The organism is Pseudomonas sp. GW704-F2, assembly GCF_059423025.1.
The window spans coordinates 1-17,195 of the sequence record NZ_JBWKXO010000072.1 but is presented as its reverse complement, the minus strand read 5'-3'; the positions used below and the strand labels follow the sequence as shown (position 1 = coordinate 17,195).

At 49.8% G+C, this 17,195-nt stretch carries 14 protein-coding genes and 1 pseudogene; 10 read left to right on the top strand and 5 right to left on the bottom strand.

Annotation, left to right across the window (positions count from 1 at the left end):
- Positions 1-86 precede the first annotated feature (86 nt).
- Together AC07W0_RS30015 and AC07W0_RS30010 are read right to left on the bottom strand one after the other, a co-directional pair.
- Entirely contained in the window at positions 87-536 is a 450-nt protein-coding gene (locus AC07W0_RS30015) for a phosphate-starvation-inducible protein PsiE (protein ID WP_102618919.1), read from the bottom strand.
- A gap of 121 nt (positions 537-657) precedes the next feature.
- Positions 658-903: pseudogene (locus AC07W0_RS30010) on the bottom strand (phosphate-starvation-inducible PsiE family protein); the annotation flags it as partial.
- A 565-nt stretch (positions 904-1,468) separates the two neighbouring features.
- Here AC07W0_RS30010 and AC07W0_RS30005 point away from each other — a divergent pair.
- Positions 1,469-1,735: a YebG family protein gene (locus AC07W0_RS30005; protein ID WP_026136726.1), complete on the top strand. Its 267-nt coding sequence runs from the start codon at positions 1,469-1,471 to the stop codon at positions 1,733-1,735.
- Positions 1,736-1,866: 131 nt separating this feature from the next.
- Here the strand turns inward: AC07W0_RS30005 and AC07W0_RS30000 are convergent, their stop codons facing one another.
- Positions 1,867-2,322, bottom strand: coding sequence for a helix-turn-helix domain-containing protein (locus AC07W0_RS30000; protein ID WP_017736196.1), 456 nt, complete (start codon positions 2,320-2,322; stop codon positions 1,867-1,869).
- 296 nt (positions 2,323-2,618) lie between these two features.
- Between AC07W0_RS30000 and AC07W0_RS29995 the strand changes: the two genes are divergently transcribed.
- Together AC07W0_RS29995 and AC07W0_RS29990 are read left to right on the top strand one after the other, a co-directional pair.
- Positions 2,619-3,053 (top strand): hypothetical protein, encoded by a 435-nt coding sequence (locus AC07W0_RS29995; RefSeq protein ID WP_026136727.1) that lies wholly within the window; start codon positions 2,619-2,621, stop codon positions 3,051-3,053.
- 926 nt (positions 3,054-3,979) lie between these two features.
- Positions 3,980-4,216: a hypothetical protein gene (locus AC07W0_RS29990; RefSeq protein WP_017736198.1), complete on the top strand. Its 237-nt coding sequence runs from the start codon at positions 3,980-3,982 to the stop codon at positions 4,214-4,216.
- A gap of 257 nt (positions 4,217-4,473) precedes the next feature.
- On the opposite strand, the gene AC07W0_RS29985 is transcribed toward AC07W0_RS29990, so the two are convergent.
- The gene (locus AC07W0_RS29985) at positions 4,474-5,148 is read right to left on the bottom strand and encodes a heavy metal response regulator transcription factor (RefSeq protein ID WP_017736199.1); all 675 of its coding nucleotides are present in this window, start codon (positions 5,146-5,148) and stop codon (positions 4,474-4,476) included.
- Between the two features lie 497 nt (positions 5,149-5,645).
- A complete protein-coding gene (locus AC07W0_RS29980; RefSeq protein WP_026136728.1) occupies positions 5,646-6,992 on the bottom strand; it encodes an OprD family porin in 1,347 nt (448 codons plus the stop codon).
- Between the two features lie 401 nt (positions 6,993-7,393).
- On the opposite strand from AC07W0_RS29980, the gene AC07W0_RS29975 reads away from it, so the two are divergent.
- From AC07W0_RS29975 to AC07W0_RS29945, 7 genes are all read left to right on the top strand, one after another.
- Positions 7,394-8,671 (top strand): TolC family protein, encoded by a 1,278-nt coding sequence (locus AC07W0_RS29975; protein WP_081609223.1) that lies wholly within the window; start codon positions 7,394-7,396, stop codon positions 8,669-8,671.
- Between the two features lie 67 nt (positions 8,672-8,738).
- Positions 8,739-9,995, top strand: coding sequence for an efflux RND transporter periplasmic adaptor subunit (locus tag AC07W0_RS29970; RefSeq protein WP_017736202.1), 1,257 nt, complete (start codon positions 8,739-8,741; stop codon positions 9,993-9,995).
- A gap of 24 nt (positions 9,996-10,019) precedes the next feature.
- Positions 10,020-13,175, top strand: a complete 3,156-nt coding sequence (locus tag AC07W0_RS29965) for a CusA/CzcA family heavy metal efflux RND transporter (protein ID WP_017736203.1) — start codon at positions 10,020-10,022, stop codon at positions 13,173-13,175.
- A 156-nt stretch (positions 13,176-13,331) separates the two neighbouring features.
- On the top strand, positions 13,332-13,658 hold the full coding sequence (locus tag AC07W0_RS29960; RefSeq protein WP_017736204.1) for a DUF2790 domain-containing protein: 327 nt from the start codon (positions 13,332-13,334) through the stop codon (positions 13,656-13,658).
- Positions 13,659-14,288: 630 nt separating this feature from the next.
- Positions 14,289-14,708, top strand: a complete 420-nt coding sequence (locus AC07W0_RS29955) for a GtrA family protein (RefSeq protein ID WP_081609224.1) — start codon at positions 14,289-14,291, stop codon at positions 14,706-14,708.
- Positions 14,674-15,657: a glycosyltransferase family 2 protein gene (locus AC07W0_RS29950; protein WP_026136730.1), complete on the top strand. Its 984-nt coding sequence runs from the start codon at positions 14,674-14,676 to the stop codon at positions 15,655-15,657. The genes AC07W0_RS29955 and AC07W0_RS29950 overlap by 35 nt, the downstream gene beginning before the upstream one ends.
- Positions 15,651-17,051, top strand: coding sequence for an ArnT family glycosyltransferase (locus tag AC07W0_RS29945; protein ID WP_017736207.1), 1,401 nt, complete (start codon positions 15,651-15,653; stop codon positions 17,049-17,051). Before AC07W0_RS29950 ends, AC07W0_RS29945 begins: the two co-directional genes overlap by 7 nt.
- Positions 17,052-17,195 lie beyond the last annotated feature (144 nt).

Here is a 17,195-nt window from a genome sequence, read left to right as displayed (position 1 = left end):
CTTAAAAACCTTAACAAATCAACAAATCAAACAACAAGAAAGACATAAGTCCTTACTAAAAAATTACAAACCCTAACAAACACACATCAGCTTTCTATTTTTTCTTTCACTGATGGAAATTTAGAAGACGAAAACCTAACAACGAGAATCGAAAGGGCTAAAAGAAGCACCCCGCCACACACGTAAATAATGCCAAGGTCCGGCGCGTTATGGTGCGAAACATCGCTAATCAAAAGCCGAATTAATGCAGTCACGCCGATGTACAGCAAAAATCGCAAGGGCATATGATTTGTTTTAAAATAAATCCCGCTCATTGCTAACAATTCTAAATAAATGAATAGCAATAGAATGTCATCAACGCTGATTTTCTCTTGCCCCAGCATACCTATAAAGGCACTGATAGCGGCCCATACCGTTATAGCCGCAATGCCGAACAGAGCTAGGTAGTGGAAAGCCTCAACCACCAAATTTCCTACCGAATCAGCGCCACTGTGCAAGCTTTTGCGCAGCTTCTCAATCCCACGAATTTCACTCATAGCTCACACCATCCATCACAGAAAAAAACAGCCTAGCCCGCCTTCAAGCGCGCCAAAGACCAGAAATCATAGGGGTTTCACCCTTTTTTTGCCTATAAGAAAAAATGTTAGATTCAGGTAGGTTCGTTTTGAAGTAAATCCCGACCATGGCGCCCAATTCCAGGTAGATGAACAACAGCAAGATGTCATCGATCTTGATGTGCCCGTTCTCCAGCATCCCCAGAAATTCCATCACCGCCGCCCAGGCGGTCACCGCACCGATGGCGAACAACGCCAGGTAATGGAACGACTCGACAAATAGATTGCCCAGCGACTCGGCCAGCCCGTGGACATTCTGACGCAGCTTTTCGGCCCAGTTGATTTTCACGATGATGCTTCCTTAGGTCGGCTCGACCGGATAATGCGGCTTGGACGTGACGGTTGTTCTGCATGCAGAAAAAAGGCCAGAGGCAGAGATAAGATGATGGCAGGGTGACATGGGACACTCCAAACCTGTATTTCCGGGCTACATTAAAAAACTGCTACCCAAACCCCACGGTTTGGCTTACCCTTTTAGCTGTATATAAATACAGTAGTCGCAAAAGACAACTATCGTGAAGGCATGTGAGGTGGTGAATGGCCGTCGAAGTGGTATACCGCAGCAGCCGAGATCTGGAGCGTTTGTATATCGTTTTGCGGACTAGCGGACTGCCTAGATAGGCCATTGGTCGGGGTAGCTGCATCTAAAACTGCCGTAGTATCAGCAGCCTACGTATCCAGATGGAGAAATATTGTCCTTCGAAACCAATTATCCTGCCTAGTTTTCGCTTTTGCCACCCTGCCTAGTTAGCTCGTAGGGCTTTAGCGCAACAGTTCGCAAGATTCATCGGCCAGCATTTGATTTGAACAAATGCTTCCTCATACACGCTGGACAGACAGACGACGAGGCCAAAATGGCAGTTGAGACTCTTTATCGCAGTACCCGAGACCTGGAGACTACTTTTGTGGACCGCAAACTCGCTGATGCGCATGATCAAATGCTTGAGCTGGCGGAGCTGCTGACGGACACACTGATGAAGCATGTACCGGGGCTATCTGAGAAACACGCAGAGGATGTGAGCATCTACATGGCTAAAAATCGCTCAGTGTTTGCAGCAGCTTTCAAAAACAATGTGGGCGCTTTGAGCGAGCTTTCTGAAGCCACTGGTACTGAAGGATGAAATAGGTCAGAGCCTTCGAACGTGATTGACCGTTTAGTAAGCGTTTGGAGCTTATGCAAACTAAGCTCCAGCATAATGGGAATGTTTGGAATATTTTTAAAATTACAACCCCCTCGGGAGTGTTTGGTCGCTCATCGCTTCAGCCAATAACGGTCGACTGTGGCGCGACTGACACCCAGTCTACGAACGATCTCCATTTTTGCTAATCCTTCGGTTTGCAAAGTCTGGATGGCCAAACGATTATCTTCTGCCCGCTTTCCACGTACCCCGCGGCTCGCACCATGATTGATAACACTACTCAGCAGGCCAGCTCCGACAAGTCGGTTTAAATCACGTTCTTGCTGATGCCGATAGGCTTCAAGGTCGATACCAACCATGCGCGCCTCCACAGCCATAAGCACAAGGCTGAGGGAGATGCCTAGGCATTCGCATAAAGAATAGAGTTTGAGAACAGAAATGGCCAGGCGTCCTTGTTCGACCTTGGCAAGATGATCTCGATTTAGGACTTGTGCACAGCCCTCTCGACTGAGCCCAGCAGCAACCCGGACTTCCCTTATGACCTGCCCCAAAGCCTCCAAATAATCCATCTCTCTTCCGTGTACTCACAAAAGAGAGAATAAAGCCACGCTTTGACGCATCACATCGTGGGGGTATAAAATGCATATATAGCGCGTAAGCTTGGAATCCTCATCCTTCCAGGAACGTTCTACAAATCCTCAAACACTCACAACGCAGTCGAGATGAGTCCTGCGATACCGAATATTTTTCCACTGTGAGTGTACGAGCGGCACGGACTGAATCGGGAATGGGTTGGCAATTGATATACATACTTGACCCTGCAGAACGTAAAGTTTTCACTAGGACACACTGTGAACTAGAGGGGGTGGGATTTCTTATCACCATTACCTCAGCCCAGACAGGGATGAGTGATCGCGCTGCGATGGTCAGCTGTGCGTATGAACTTCAGTACTATATGAATGCTGCTCCTGACGTTGTCATCAGTCACGTGCAGATGCTGTGCCCACCAGCCCTGACCCGTTCCGGCAGATGGAGTTTGGAGGACCTGGACCAAATTATTTGCTTCCAAGGCATAGCAACTCAAGAAAGTGCTGTTGTATATCGCACCTCTCGCGGTGTTTACAAAATGGGAGAGCTGGACCTTCGCAAAAAAAAGACATCACAGGTGTGGTTCTCGAAAAAGCGCTTGGAAAATCACCGCCCTAGGATATCAGTGCCGGCTCCCAAATCAGCCAGTCACCAGATGTACGCTCCCCTCTACCTGAGGCGCAAGTCGACGATCAGTCCCAAGTTCGCTTAAGTCTCCTGGCTCCTTACCGAGGAGCTTTCTGATGTCAGATTTCAAACGTGCCGCCGAAGCTCTGTCGGATGCCCGCGAAATTGTCGTATGTTGGCGCCGATTGAAAACTGACCCAATGGGTCAGTTTTCGGTCAGCGGCAACAGATTAGGTTGGATTTTACTTTCCTGGACGCGCCTATTGTCTAGTCGCGGACTCGACAGTGGTTGTTATGGTGGCCTCCTCCCGTCAGTCAAAGTTTGTTGTTAGAAGAGGATTTTCTCCTACTTTGGTTAACGCTTTATGTGGTATCCACGATAGCAAAAGGGTCAAAATAAGGCCCAAGGATGGGCTGATGTTAGACACTTTTTTGTTTGAAAAAGGATTGGTTATCTGGTTCGCACCGCACGCCACTGGTCTTCCTCTAGATGATTCGCAGTTGCAGTGACATCGAGTATGCGGAAGAAGGCCCCGATAGGTAGAGCACCTAATTATAAAACTCAGCAGCTTAGCGTATGTTTAGGATGTCAATTTTTTATTATTAACAGAAGCCATTTATCATTCTGGAAATATCGATATTCAGAATATTCGAATTTCTTGACTTCGGATATGCCTAAGAGTGAATCTTCATTCGCTGTTATCCGTAAACAGGCTGAACAGGCGAAAAACTATAAGGATTTTGTCTTTGGGTAATTAGTCGGAATAGGCGGCAATTTAATATCAATGACTAATTTTCGAAAACGCTCTATTGACGAGCTTGATATTATAAGCGATGCTTTTGAGAGGCTGGTAAACAACGTGCCCCGTAATCATAAAAATTTAGAAATGCAGCGCAAAGCCAAGGTAGAATTCACGTTGTCCGCCGTAGACGACGAGACTGGTAGGTCTCGATCCCTCATAGCTTGATCAAATACTAAATATTATTAAGTGAGGGATATAGTTTTAAAAAATGGAAAAAGAAAATTGCCTCAACGTGGTGAGGCTGCCAAAAAAAATTGAAGAGATAAAACAAGAAAACATTGATCTTAAGAAGCGCTTTGAGTTAGCACTTGAGTCTCAGACCCAGATGCTGTTCGAGAGAACAAGAGCTGAGCGGGAGGCCGGGAAGTGGCTGAAGGCTTACAGGTCTTTACAAGACCAACAACAAGGCGGCAGTAAGATTTTCTCTGCAGTATTCGACAAGTAATTGCCCTATGGCGGCGCCATTTCGATGATGTCAATCTCAAAGTAGTGAATCTGCGGAGCGCCACTTGGGAGCATGAATTTGGCGACATATTAAAATTTAAGGCTTTCCTGACTGCTCTGCTAAAAACACCCTCCTGAACGAACACTTTTAATAGTCTGAATTTGAGCGCTTTATATTGCTACCAAGGATTTTGAACGGGGCATTATTTGAAAGCATCAAATATTATTCGCACGTTCATTATTTTTAATAATGTAAATCTAGCGTTTTTCTAGAACATATCCCACGCCTCTAAGTGTGTGAATTAACTTACTCTCAAAAGGGTCGTCCATCTTGGCTCTAAGTCTTCTTATGGAAACCTCAACGACATTAGTGTCGCAGTCAAAATTCATATCCCACACTTGAGATATGATTTGTGTGCGGCTCAGAACAATGCCCGTATTCCGCATTAGATAGTGCAGCAGAGCAAACTCCTTTGTTGTTAAGTCTATACGCTGACCATCTCTGAACGCTCTGTGGCGGCTTTGATCCAACTCAAGGTCAGCTACGCGAATAATTTCTACAGATGCAGCACTATCCGACCTACGCATCAATGCGCGAACTCGAGCAAGCAATTCGGGGAATTCGAAGGGTTTAATTAGGTAGTCATCAGCTCCATTCTCCAAACCTCTGACTTTATCGATTAGTCGGCTGCGGGCAGTGAGCATCATAATACGCGAAGAGCAATCTTTCCGTCGTAATAGTTCTAGAACTTGCCAACCATCCATCTCTGGAAGATTGATATCTAGAATAATGAGTTCGTACATGTGCTGCTTGGCCAGAAATAGCCCGTCAGAGCCGGTATGTACGCAATCCACTACATATCCGCACTCAGTGAGGCCCTGGCGTACATATTCAGCAGTTTTTACTTCATCCTCAATTACCAGAATTCGCATTGGATTTTGTCTCGATATTACTCAGCAGTTTTAACCACGCAAGTGCGCAGTCATCATTGGGGGGAATGGTAAATCAAAACTAACTGTCCGTGGCTTAAATAACGGACTTGTAATTGTTAAGCAATACGCTTGATAACCTCGCAGGTTAATGTGTCGCCATCTGGGTTTGTCAATTGCGGACCCTCCCCCATTAGGTGAATTTACCTTATGAAATATTGGGTTGTTCTATTTGTCGTGGGCGCTCTGTTCCGTTCAGATGATGGGGTCGACTCTCACGTTGAGGACGTGGGCCACTGGTGCAGCCATGAACTCCATCGGGATGCCATGCACATCCTTGAACAGGTATTGGAATTTTAGTAAAAAAAAAACGCCCCGAAGGGCGTAAAATATTCACCTTTTACCAAAGGAGCATTTAAGCAACTCAAGGTGAATTCGTTGAACTAGCGATTTGCTTTTCAGAAGTTCCGGCTGGAGGAGTAGCAGAGCAACGCAATGGCTTATAGTACCGAAAGTGGGTATTCAACGATCAGGCGCACTTCATCCAAATCCGATTCGAAAGCAGTTGCTCGTGTATTTGCTTGGCGCAATCTCAAAGAAAGGTCTTTGGCAGCTCCTGTTTGCACTACGTATTTAACCTCAATGTCACGCTCCCAACGTTTCTGATTGGTGAGCGGATTGCCATTGTCATCGGTACGCATGTAAAACTGATTGGCATTAGAGTAGTCCGCGCCAGAGCCTTTGGCATAGCGAGTCATGAACGAAAGGCCTGGAATACCGTAGTCGGTCATGTTTAGGTCGTAGCGCAGCATCCAAGAGCGTTCTTTTGGCGAGTTGAAATCGCTGTACTGAATTGAGTTGTCGACGAATATCGAGTCTGATTGACGTAAATAGTCGAAATCGTCATCGCCATTGTTACGCTGATGCGACAGTGCGAGGGTGTGTGCACCATACCTGACGCCGAGCTTGGCGCTCCAGATATTATTATCGAACTCACCCAAACGTTTCTTGCCTTCGTCAACAGCTTTATAGTAATTAAAGCCGCTGATCAGGGTCAAATCATTGCTAAGCGGGTAGGAGACGCTTGTCCCGGCGTAGTATTGATTCCATACATCTTTTAGCTGGCTGGCATAGAGACTTACAGTAACACTGTCGTTGACCTTGTAATCGCCGCCACCGTAACCGATCCAAGGCGAGTTGACTGGGCCGCCATAGAAGGTCACGAAGTTATCGTTCAGGTCGCTGGATACTGGTTGGCTCATCGCGTGTAGTCTACCACCCTGCAGGGTGAGGCCTTGCATGCTGGTGTTTTCAACCGTTACACCGCGGAAGCTTTCTGGCAGTAGACGTGCGTCTCCTGATGCAACGACTGGTGTCGCTGGGAAGACATCACCCAATTTCACTACGGTATCGAACAGGCGGACTTTGGCAGCCCCCCCAACCTTCGTGTATTCATCACGGGCCTGGCCCTTTCCATCAACTGGCAACACATCGAAGGAGCTTCGGCCGCCGTTACGGCCATCGCCTGTATCGAGCTTGAGGCCGATCATAGCGAAGGCATCTAAACCAAAGCCGACGGTGCCTTGGGTGAAGCCCGAGTTGAATTTAGAAATTATCGCATGCGCCCAAGCTTCAGAATATCCGTTGGTGTTTCCCTTGCCGCTATTGAACGTTGGCGCAGAAGAGCTGCGATTATCACGATTGAAATAGAAGTTTCGGTTTAAAACAGTGAGGCTGCTACCGTCAATAAAACCTTCTGATGACTTATCTTCCGCGTTTGCTATAGCTGTATAGCTTATGGAAAAAGCAGAAGCTGCCAACACACACAACGGTACTTTAATTTTCATTTGATGCCCCTTTGATTACGGCAGCTTTTATTTTGATTTACCGACACGGCTATATTTTTTTTGTGGCCCGGCCGGGCACCTGCGTAGGACCTGACATGATAGTTGCAGATCAAAGATAACGGATTGGTGATAGAAAAATTACAATTTGGCAATCTAATTGTTATCTGTCGTATTTAAGGACGTTTTGTAGCTGCGGACTGATTTACTCAATAGCTTGTCCCGTGCGCAACTGGGCGGGAAATTTTAATGTCGAACGTACTTTCTAACGAAATTGTAATTTTACAGCCACCCCACTGATAGCGATCGCTGATTAGAGTGCCATCACCTGATCCAGTGGAGCTTGGCGGCTGTAAATACGTTCTCGCCAAGCTTTATCAAAGTTTGTGCACGAGGACCATAAAGTGCCCTGGTATAATCACAACGTTTTATCTAAAACCTCTGTCTTTGTCTTTCCCTTGAGAGCCATTGCATTCTGTACGCTCCTTTCAGGAGCGATCGTGCCAGCCGCATTTGCTCAGAGTATTAGCCTGGCCGAAGCGCTTTCCACTGCAATGGATGCTAACCCCGATCTTGCAGCTGCGCGTCAGGAAATCGGCATCTCGGAAGGAGTTCGCAAGCAAGCGGGACTCATCCCTAATCCTGAAATTTCGTATGACGTGGAAGACACCCGTCGTAATACAAGCACGACCACAGTCACCCTTAGTCAGCCTTTAGAGTTGGGTGGCAAACGAAGTGCTCGTATCGAAGTTGCCACCTACGGTCAAACCGTCGCGCAGCTAGAGCTGGACCGACGAGTCAATGGTCTTCGTGCGGATGTTGTCCAGTTTTTCTACGCCGCCTTAAGGGCTCAGACAGGCTTGAACCTGGCAAAACAATCTTTGGAGCTCACCGAACGCGGTCTGCGCATAGTCGATGGTCGGGTGCGCGCCGGTAAGTCCTCACCGGTGGAGGCTACGCGCGCCCAGGTGCAGTTGGCTGAAGCCAAGTTACAGGTAAGGCGCGCTGAAACAGCGAAGTCAACGGCTTACCAGCAATTGGCCCAGGTAATAGGCAGCTCGGCTACTGCATTTGATCGTCTGGACTCGCCAAACCTATCTCCCGGCATTCCGCCGCAGGCCGCAGAATTATTGGCGAAGCTTGATCAAACTGCAGAGATGCGACAGGCGCTTGCTCAAATAGACAAGAGCGATGCCTCACTCGGGTCGGAAAAGGCCCAACGTATCCCGAATCTCACTGTGAGTGTGGGTAGCCAATATGACCGGTCTGTTCGCGAGCGGGTCAACCTCGTGGGGCTGTCGATGCCTTTGCCGCTCTTTGATCGTAATCAGGGCAACATTCTTTCCGCTTCTCGCCGCGCAGATCAGGCCCGAGACCAACGAAACGCTGTAGAGCTAAGGCTACGCTCCGAAACCCAAACCGCAGTTAACCAGTGGGCTACCGCCATGCAAGAGGTCGAGTCTTACGACAAGACGATTCTGCCTTCAGCTCAACTGGCCGTGGATACCGCAACGCGTGGATTTGAGATGGGCAAATTCGGCTTCATCGAAGTGCTGGATGCGCAGCGCACCTTGATAGTCGCTCGTGGCCAGTACCTCGACTCGTTGGCGGCTGCAACCAATGCGCGTGCGCAGGTGGAAAGGGTTTATGGCGACGTCGGATCGAATGCCAGTTTTCGCTGAACGCCTAGACATTTTCCTCGGTACGCGTCTTTGAATAAGCCGCTACCTACGATCAGCAGGAGTAACAATGGACAACAAACGTAAGATCGCACTGGCGGTAGTCGCTGTGGCAGCCCTTGGATTTGGCAGCTTCGCCTGGAACTCTAGTTCTGAGCAGCCGCCAGCCAGTAATGCCGAACACGGCGCTGAGGACGGCCATGAGCATAAGAAGATTGCCGCAGCACCCGCTGAAGAGGGGGGGGATGATGGCCACGGTGAGGAGGGCCACAGCGACAGCGAAAAGGGAGAGGAGGAAGAAGGCAAGATGACGCTTAGCGCTGAGCAGATCAAGGCTGCCGGTGTCGTCCTCGAAGCTGCGGCTCCCCGTGAACTTAGCACCGTCGTGACTTTTCCTGGCGAGATACGGTTTGACGAGGACCATACAGCGCATGTCGTGCCTCGCGTACCTGGCGTTGTAGAAAGCGTTCAGGCCAACCTCGGAGAGTCGGTTAAGAAGGGGCAAGTCCTTGCGGTGATTGCGAGTCAACAGATCTCCGATCTACGCAGTGAGCAACAAGCCGCTCAACGACGTGTAGAACTGGCACGTTTGACCTTCGACCGCGAGAAACAGTTGTGGCAGGACAAAATCTCCGCCGAACAGGATTACCTCCAGGCTCGTCAAGGGTTGCAAGAGGCAGATATATCCTTGGCCAATGCTAAGCAAAAGGTCGGAGCTATCGGGGCATCGGTCAATTCTGCCGGCGGTAACCGCTACGAGCTTCGCGCGCCCTTCGACGCAGTTGTCGTGGAGAAGCACCTGACCGTCGGTGAGGTTGTCAGCGAGGCAACCAACGCTTTCATTCTTTCAGACCTCAATCAGGTGTGGGCAACCTTCGCAGTTCCTCCGAGCGATTTGGGGAAGGTTGTGACAGGCCGTGCGGTAAAGGTTTCTTCGCCTGACATGAAGGCTGAGGTGGACGGCAAGGTTGGTTATGTAGGCAGCCTCCTGGGTGAGCAGAACCGTGCAGCGACCGTTCGCGTCACGCTGACCAATCCAAATGGAGCCTGGCGACCAGGCCTTTTCGTAAGCATCGCGGTCACTTCACAGACTGATCGGGTGGCCGTAGCCGTTCCAGAATCCGCAGTGCAGACCGTTGAGGAAAAGCCTGCGGTATTCGTCAGGACCACTGAGGGATTTGACACTCGCACGGTAACGCTTGGTCGCCGTGCAGGTGGCTATGTGGAAATAACCGAAGGCCTCCAATCCGGCGCCCAAGTGGCAGCCAGTGGCAGCTTCACGCTCAAGTCCGAGCTCGGCAAGGCTAGTGCCGAGCACAGTCACTGATGCGAACTGACAGGATCATTCCACATGTTTGAACGTCTCATAAGATTCGCCATTGAGCAGCGCATCGTTGTAATGATAGCCGTGCTGATCATGGCCGGTATCGGTGTCTACAGCTATCAAAAGCTGCCTATTGATGCAGTACCAGATATTACCAACGTACAGGTTCAGGTCAACACTGCTGCTCCTGGTTACTCTCCGTTGGAAACCGAACAGCGAATTACCTTTCCAGTTGAAACGGCAATGGCTGGCTTGCCGGGCCTTCAGCAGACTCGTTCCCTTTCTCGCTCTGGACTATCTCAGGTCACCGTCATTTTTGAAGACGGCACCGACATCTTCTTCGCTAGGCAACAGGTCAACGAGCGACTGCAGGTAGCGAAGGAGCAGTTGCCGGATGGCGTAGACGCAGTGATGGGGCCTGTATCAACGGGTCTCGGCGAGATCTTCCTGTGGACTGTCGAGACTGAGAAAGGCGCTGTCAAAGAGGATGGTACGGCCTATACACCAACTGATTTGCGCGTGATCCAGGATTGGATAATCAAGCCACAATTGCGCAACGTCCGGGGTGTGGCCGAGATCAACACCATTGGTGGCTATGCCAAGCAGTACCTGATTGCTCCGGATCCGAAACGTCTGGCCACTTACAAGCTGACTCTTAATGATCTGGTCGCTGCCTTGGAAAGCAACAACGCCAACGTTGGCGCCGGTTACGTCGAGCGCAGCGGTGAGCAGTTGCTCATCCGCGCACCCGGCCAGGTAGGCAGTATCGAAGATATCGCCAATATTGTGATTACCAGTGTCGATGGCGTGCCGATTCGAGTCAGCAATGTCGCTGAAGTCAGCATCGGGAAAGAGCTCCGCTCTGGAGCTGCTACTGAGAACGGTCGAGAGGTTGTATTGGGTACGGTGTTCATGCTGATCGGCGAAAACAGCCGGACAGTATCTCAAGCTGTTGCAGCCAAACTGGCTGACATTAACCGTACCCTACCCAAGGGCGTTGTTGCCGTTACCGTCTACGACCGTACCAATTTGGTTGAAAAAGCCATATCGACAGTGAAGAAGAACCTGATTGAAGGGGCGATTCTTGTAATCGTTATCTTGTTCCTGTTCCTCGGTAACATCCGTGCGGCACTGATCACTGCCATGGTGATCCCGTTGTCCATGTTGTTCACGTTTACAGGCATGTTCAACAACAAGGTCAGTGCCAACTTGATGAGCCTTGGCGCACTCGACTTTGGCATCATTGTTGATGGGGCGGTAGTGATTGTCGAGAACGCAATCAGGCGCCTGGCTCATGCACAAAACAAGCATGGGCGGATGCTCACCAAAGCCGAGCGCTTTCACGAGGTTTTTGCAGCTGCACGGGAAGCTCGCCGCCCCTTGATCTTCGGTCAGCTGATTATCATGGTTGTGTATTTGCCGATCTTTGCACTCACCGGTGTCGAAGGAAAAATGTTCCACCCCATGGCATTTACCGTGGTGATGGCACTTGTCGGCGCGATGATTCTCTCCGTAACCTTTGTTCCTGCGGCAATTGCCATGTTCGTCACAGGCAAGGTCAAGGAAGAAGAGGGGATGGTGATGCGTATTGCACGGCAGCGTTACGCTCCCGTTCTGCAGTGGGTGCTTAAGCATAGAAGCATCGCATTTTCCGCCGCCATAGCCTTGGTCGTTCTAAGTGGTGTGCTCGCGAGCCGAATGGGCAGTGAGTTCATTCCGAGTCTGAGTGAAGGGGATTTTGCGCTGCAGGCTTTACGAGTACCGGGGACTAGCTTGACTCAGTCCGTAGACATGCAGCAGCGCTTGGAAAAAGCCGTCATTGAGCAGGTGCCTGAGGTCGAGCGAATGTTTGCCCGTACCGGCACAGCGGAAATTGCTTCCGATCCAATGCCGCCGAATATCTCAGACGCTTACGTGATGCTGAAGCCGAAAGACCAGTGGCCAGATCCCAATCGATCGCGTGAAGAGCTAATTGCTGAAGTTCAGAAAGCTGCAGCAAGTGTGCCTGGCAGCAACTATGAGTTGTCCCAACCTATTCAACTGCGCTTCAACGAACTCATTTCGGGTGTCCGCAGTGACGTGGCCGTCAAGGTGTTCGGCGATGACATGGACGTTCTAAATCGAACAGCAGCGAAGATAGCCACTGCATTAAAGGGTGTCCAGGGGTCTTCGGAGGTGAAGGTAGAGCAGACTACAGGCCTGCCTGTACTTACCATCAATATTGATCGGGAGAAGGCAGCACGTTACAGCCTGAACATCGGCGCAGTGCAAGATGCGATTGCAATCGCAGTAGGTGGTCGTCAGGCCGGCACGCTTTATGAGGGCGATCGCCGCTTCGATATGGTGGTACGTCTATCTGAAACACTGCGTACAGATGTAGCGGGGTTGTCCGGCTTGCTGATTCCCGTGCCGCCGAATGCGGCACAAGGGGCGAATCAAATCGGCTTCATTCCGCTGTCCCAAGTGGCTAGCCTGGATCTGCAGCTAGGTCCGAACCAGATAAGCCGAGAGAACGGTAAGCGTGTTGTTGTGGTCAGCGCAAACGTTCGGGGGCGTGACCTTGGTTCGTTTGTTGAAGAAGCGAGCAGTGCTCTGGCAACCGGCGTGGAGATTCCCGCTGGCTACTGGACCACGTGGGGTGGTCAGTTCGAGCAACTGCAGTCAGCAGCCAAACGTCTGCAGGTAGTTGTTCCGGTAGCTTTGCTGTTGGTCATGACGTTGTTGTTCTTGATGTTCAACAACCTCAAGGATGGCATGCTGGTCTTCACCGGGATCCCATTCGCACTCACGGGTGGCGTAGTCGCGCTTTGGCTGCGGGATATCCCGCTGTCGATCTCGGCAGGGGTCGGATTCATTGCGCTTTCCGGTGTAGCTGTGTTGAACGGTTTGGTAATGATTTCCTTTATCCGCGGACTACGTGAGGAAGGGCGTACCCTACGTCACGCAGTTGATGAAGGCGCATTGACTCGATTACGGCCAGTGCTGATGACTGCCCTTGTTGCATCCCTGGGATTCATACCTATGGCACTGGCAACCGGTACCGGTGCAGAGGTTCAGCGGCCGCTGGCTACAGTCGTGATCGGCGGTATCTTGTCCTCCACCGCACTTACCTTGCTGGTGTTGCCTGCTCTGTATCAATGGGCACATCGCAAGGATGATGACGGCGATGAAGCAGAAAGCTGATAGCCGATAAACAAAAGCCCACAACAACAGTTGTGGGCTTTTTCGTTTTTATAGGGTCGATATTTCACCTTTCAAAATTGTAAGTTTTCCGTCATGCCGGTGATGCCTATGAATTGATAAGGTTGCATCCAGTGACATTGATATCGAGAGAAACTTATGAAAAAGCTTATTGTTGCAGCTGCACTTGTTTTTTGCTCTATGACTTCGCAAGCCACTACTTTTTCGGAGAAGAAGCAGATGGAATACATCCAGGAGCACCAAAGTGCCGTGGCTGCCTACGCGAAAAAAAATAACAAGCCTATGCCAGAGATTGTCGACTATAAATACGGCATGAAGATTGATGTAGAGAAATTCGTACGTCAATCCCAGGACCCTCGTACTTGCCAGATTTATTCACGATTGATGAGCTACGAAGACCCCCAGGGTGAACTCAAGACGATTCGCTATTCTGTATTCTCGCAATGCCCGAATAACAAAAGCTGAATTTTTTGAATGGCTAGGCATTTAATAAGCGCCAGGCAATGCCTGGCGTTTTTTAAGGCGCCTGGAGTGGTACTAGGCAAAAATTGTTGCACCGACGGTGCTACTCGCCCTCAAGCCTTAATACGTTATAGCTAATATACTTGGTTGGAACACCTGCATTCAGAACGATCGAGTTCATAACATCTGGTTGACCCTCCTGACGGCTAAGCAATAGTAACTTTCCCTAGATTAACCTGATCGCAGCTTGCTCAGAGTGAGCTTTTGGTACTTAACCTTTTGAATATTTTGATATTAAGACGGCTAAAATTGGCGAGGCCGAATGATTGGGGCAGTGTATTTCTAAGACTTCGACCTGTGGAGTAAATTGGAAGCTTGTGGTATGTGGGAAATCCTAGAAGCGTACAATTGTGATTCCAGTCTCTCTGCACTAACTAATCTCTGCGATAGACAAACTTACTATGTGGTCACCCATTCAACTCGCAGCAGGGTAATGTGGGGTATCTATACTTGTGATATGGATTATCTGTTTTTTTCAAAATTGTAATTTTCGAGTCATGTTGAAGTTATTCAGCTCTGAAATCACATGTAATTTTCACTTTTTTTTCACTTTGAACTCCTTAAGCTTCGCAGATGGAAAATAAAAACTTGCCTATTGTAGCGTTATTTATTCGTTATCTAGGGGTCGGATCTATTGCAACGGGAATGCATTACTCTGTTTTCCTTGCACTGGTCGCGAGCGGGTTTGCTGATCCAGTGTTGGCCAGCGTTAGCGGAGGCGTCTTAGGCGCGTTTGTTAGCTATGTTGGTAATAAAAGGCTCTGCTTTATAGCGAAGGGAGATTGTAAGCTTCAACCCATTAGGTTTTTGCTGATTTCGTTGGCGACAAACCTCGGTAATGGAATGGGCATGTGGGTCTTAATTAAAATTGACCTGTCACCGTTTATATCCCAGATATTGGTGACGTTAATCCTAACTGCGCTCGGATTCATCGCACACCGTTTCTGGACATTCAATCATGCAGACATTACATCGGCTTTCCGAACGCCCTGATCCTTTGTTAACCATTGTGGTGCCCTGCTTTCAAGAAGAGCAAACCATTCCCGAATTTCACAAGCGCATCACCCGCGTCGTAAGGTGTTTGCCTGTCTCGTGCGAGATTCTTTATATCGACGACGGAAGCAATGACCGTACTGCAGACTTACTTCGCCACTATCAGGATGGATCTGATGTACGCTGCCTGTTCCTGAGCCGAAACTTCGGCAAAGAGGCTGCGTTAAGTGCAGGCATCGACCACGCGCGCGGTAGCGCATTGATCTTTATTGACGTGGACCTGCAGGACCCGCCTGAACTCATTACGAGCATGGTGCACCACTGGCAGATGGGTTACGACGTTGTGAACATGCAACGCGACTTGCGAACCGGCGATTCCTTGCTAAAGCGCATGAGTGCGCGCAGTTACTACTGGATCATGCAGCGACTGGTGGAGAAAGTTGATCTCCCGGCGGATGTCAGTGACTTCCGTCTGATTGGCCCTGCGCCATTGGCTGCATTGAGAGCGCTAGACGAACGCTCCAGAATTCTTAAGAGCCTGATCGGCTGGGTGGGTTTTCGTACCATAGAGCTACCCTACAATCGCACTTTTCGTCATGCGGGTAATACCAAATGGAACGCCGCTGGGCTGTTCAATCTAGCCATTGAAAGTGTTCTCAGTTTCTCTCGAAAGCCGCTGCGTATATTCAGCCTCATTAGCTTCGGCTTCTTCGTCTCCAGTATCTGTTTCCTGCTCGCAGCGCTCGTGGCAGGCTCCTTCGACATCCATCACTTGCTGCTCGGAATGGCTTCATTTATGTGCTTGGGGGTTGCCATGGTGGGCGAGTACTTGGGTGTGACGCTCGCGGAAGTCAAACGCCGACCGCTTTATTTTTTGAAGAGCAATAACAAAGCAACCCCCGTGACTATTCACCCTCCGGTTTCCTCGATCGAGAGTAAGAAATGCTGAACTTGAAAAACGAGCGGACACTGCTGTGGATCCTAATCTCGATTCTGCTTTTACGTCTTCTGGGGCTGGGAGCATATCCCCTGATGGATACGTCCGAAGCACGCTATGCCGAAATGGCACGCAAGATGGTCGAACTGAATGACTGGATTACCCCAATGTTCGATTATGGAGTACCGTTTTGGGGTAAGCCGCCACTGTCTTTCTGGACTCAGGCAGCGAGCATGAAGTTATTCGGTATCAACGAATTCGCTGCCCGATTTCCAGCTTGGCTACTTCACCTAGCAAGCTGCTTTATCATCATTAAGCTCGCGACCCAGGAGATGTCGCGCAGGGCTGGCATCTGGGGAGCCATCATCTTCTCAAGCACGACACTGGGCCTGGTATCCAGTGGTGTTGTACTGACTGACCCTGTTCTGTCGTTCTCGATACTGCTTGCTAGCTATGGTTTTTGGCGTTGGATGAAGTGTGCAGGCAAAGCGGATGCCTATCTGATGTTCTTAGGTCTTGGCTTGGGCTTACTCGCTAAGGGACCACTGACACTGGTGTTGATGGGCATGCCGGCGTTCGCCTGGATCGTCATCCACAAAGAATGGAATCGGATGATGATGCTTCCGTGGGTAACCGGGATTATTCTCATGCTCGGTATTTCTGTGCCTTGGTATGTCGCGGCCGAAATAAAGACGCCTGGGTTCATGGAATATTTTTTTGTTGGTGAACACTGGAGCCGATATGTAATTAGTGATTGGGCTGGGGACCTATATGGCAGTGCACATGCCAAGCCATATGGCACCATCTGGATCCAGCTCGGTCTGTCGCTGTTGCCTTGGGCATTTTTCCTGCCTCTAATGATTCGCAGAAGAGCATCGATGCGGCGTTTCGAGGCTTATATGTGGCTCTGGGCATTGGCCACGCCTCTCTTCTTCACGTTCTCTGGCAACATTCTCTGGACCTATCTGCTCCCGGCTCTACCCGCCTGGGCGCTGCTTCTTGCAGGGCGAATCAGTGAAGTCGGCCTTTATACCAGCCGGGCTGCTGCAGCGAGCGCTTTCCTGCTGCCAATTGTGGGCGCAGGTATCATTTACGCTGGAGTACTAGACGAACGCCCTCAAAACCAGCGAGATGTGGTTGACGCCTGGTTCAAAGCACAGTCGGCTCAATCGGGTGCCCTGATCTATCCTGGCCGTCGTTCGTATTCTTCTGAGTTTTATAGTAGGGGAATGTCCGAAAACATCAAAGATCCTGATGAGTGGCCTCGCAACAGCTTTTTCTATCTTTCCAGGCGTTTGCGCGACAGCAATGCTGATCTGCCTACAGGCCTAGGTTGCGTAAGAGTTACCGAAACGAACGCAAGCCTACTGCTTCTTTGTCGTTGGGAGAATACTGGGCCAAGATAGTGAAGATTTTGCAGCAGATGGCGTAGCGGGCTCTAATCGAAAATGATCATCCGATGAAGGACATACTTGTTGGCGCTGATTGAAAACTGACCCACCCTGCCGATTGAAAATTGACCCAGGACGGATTGCTGATTTCTGTCCCAG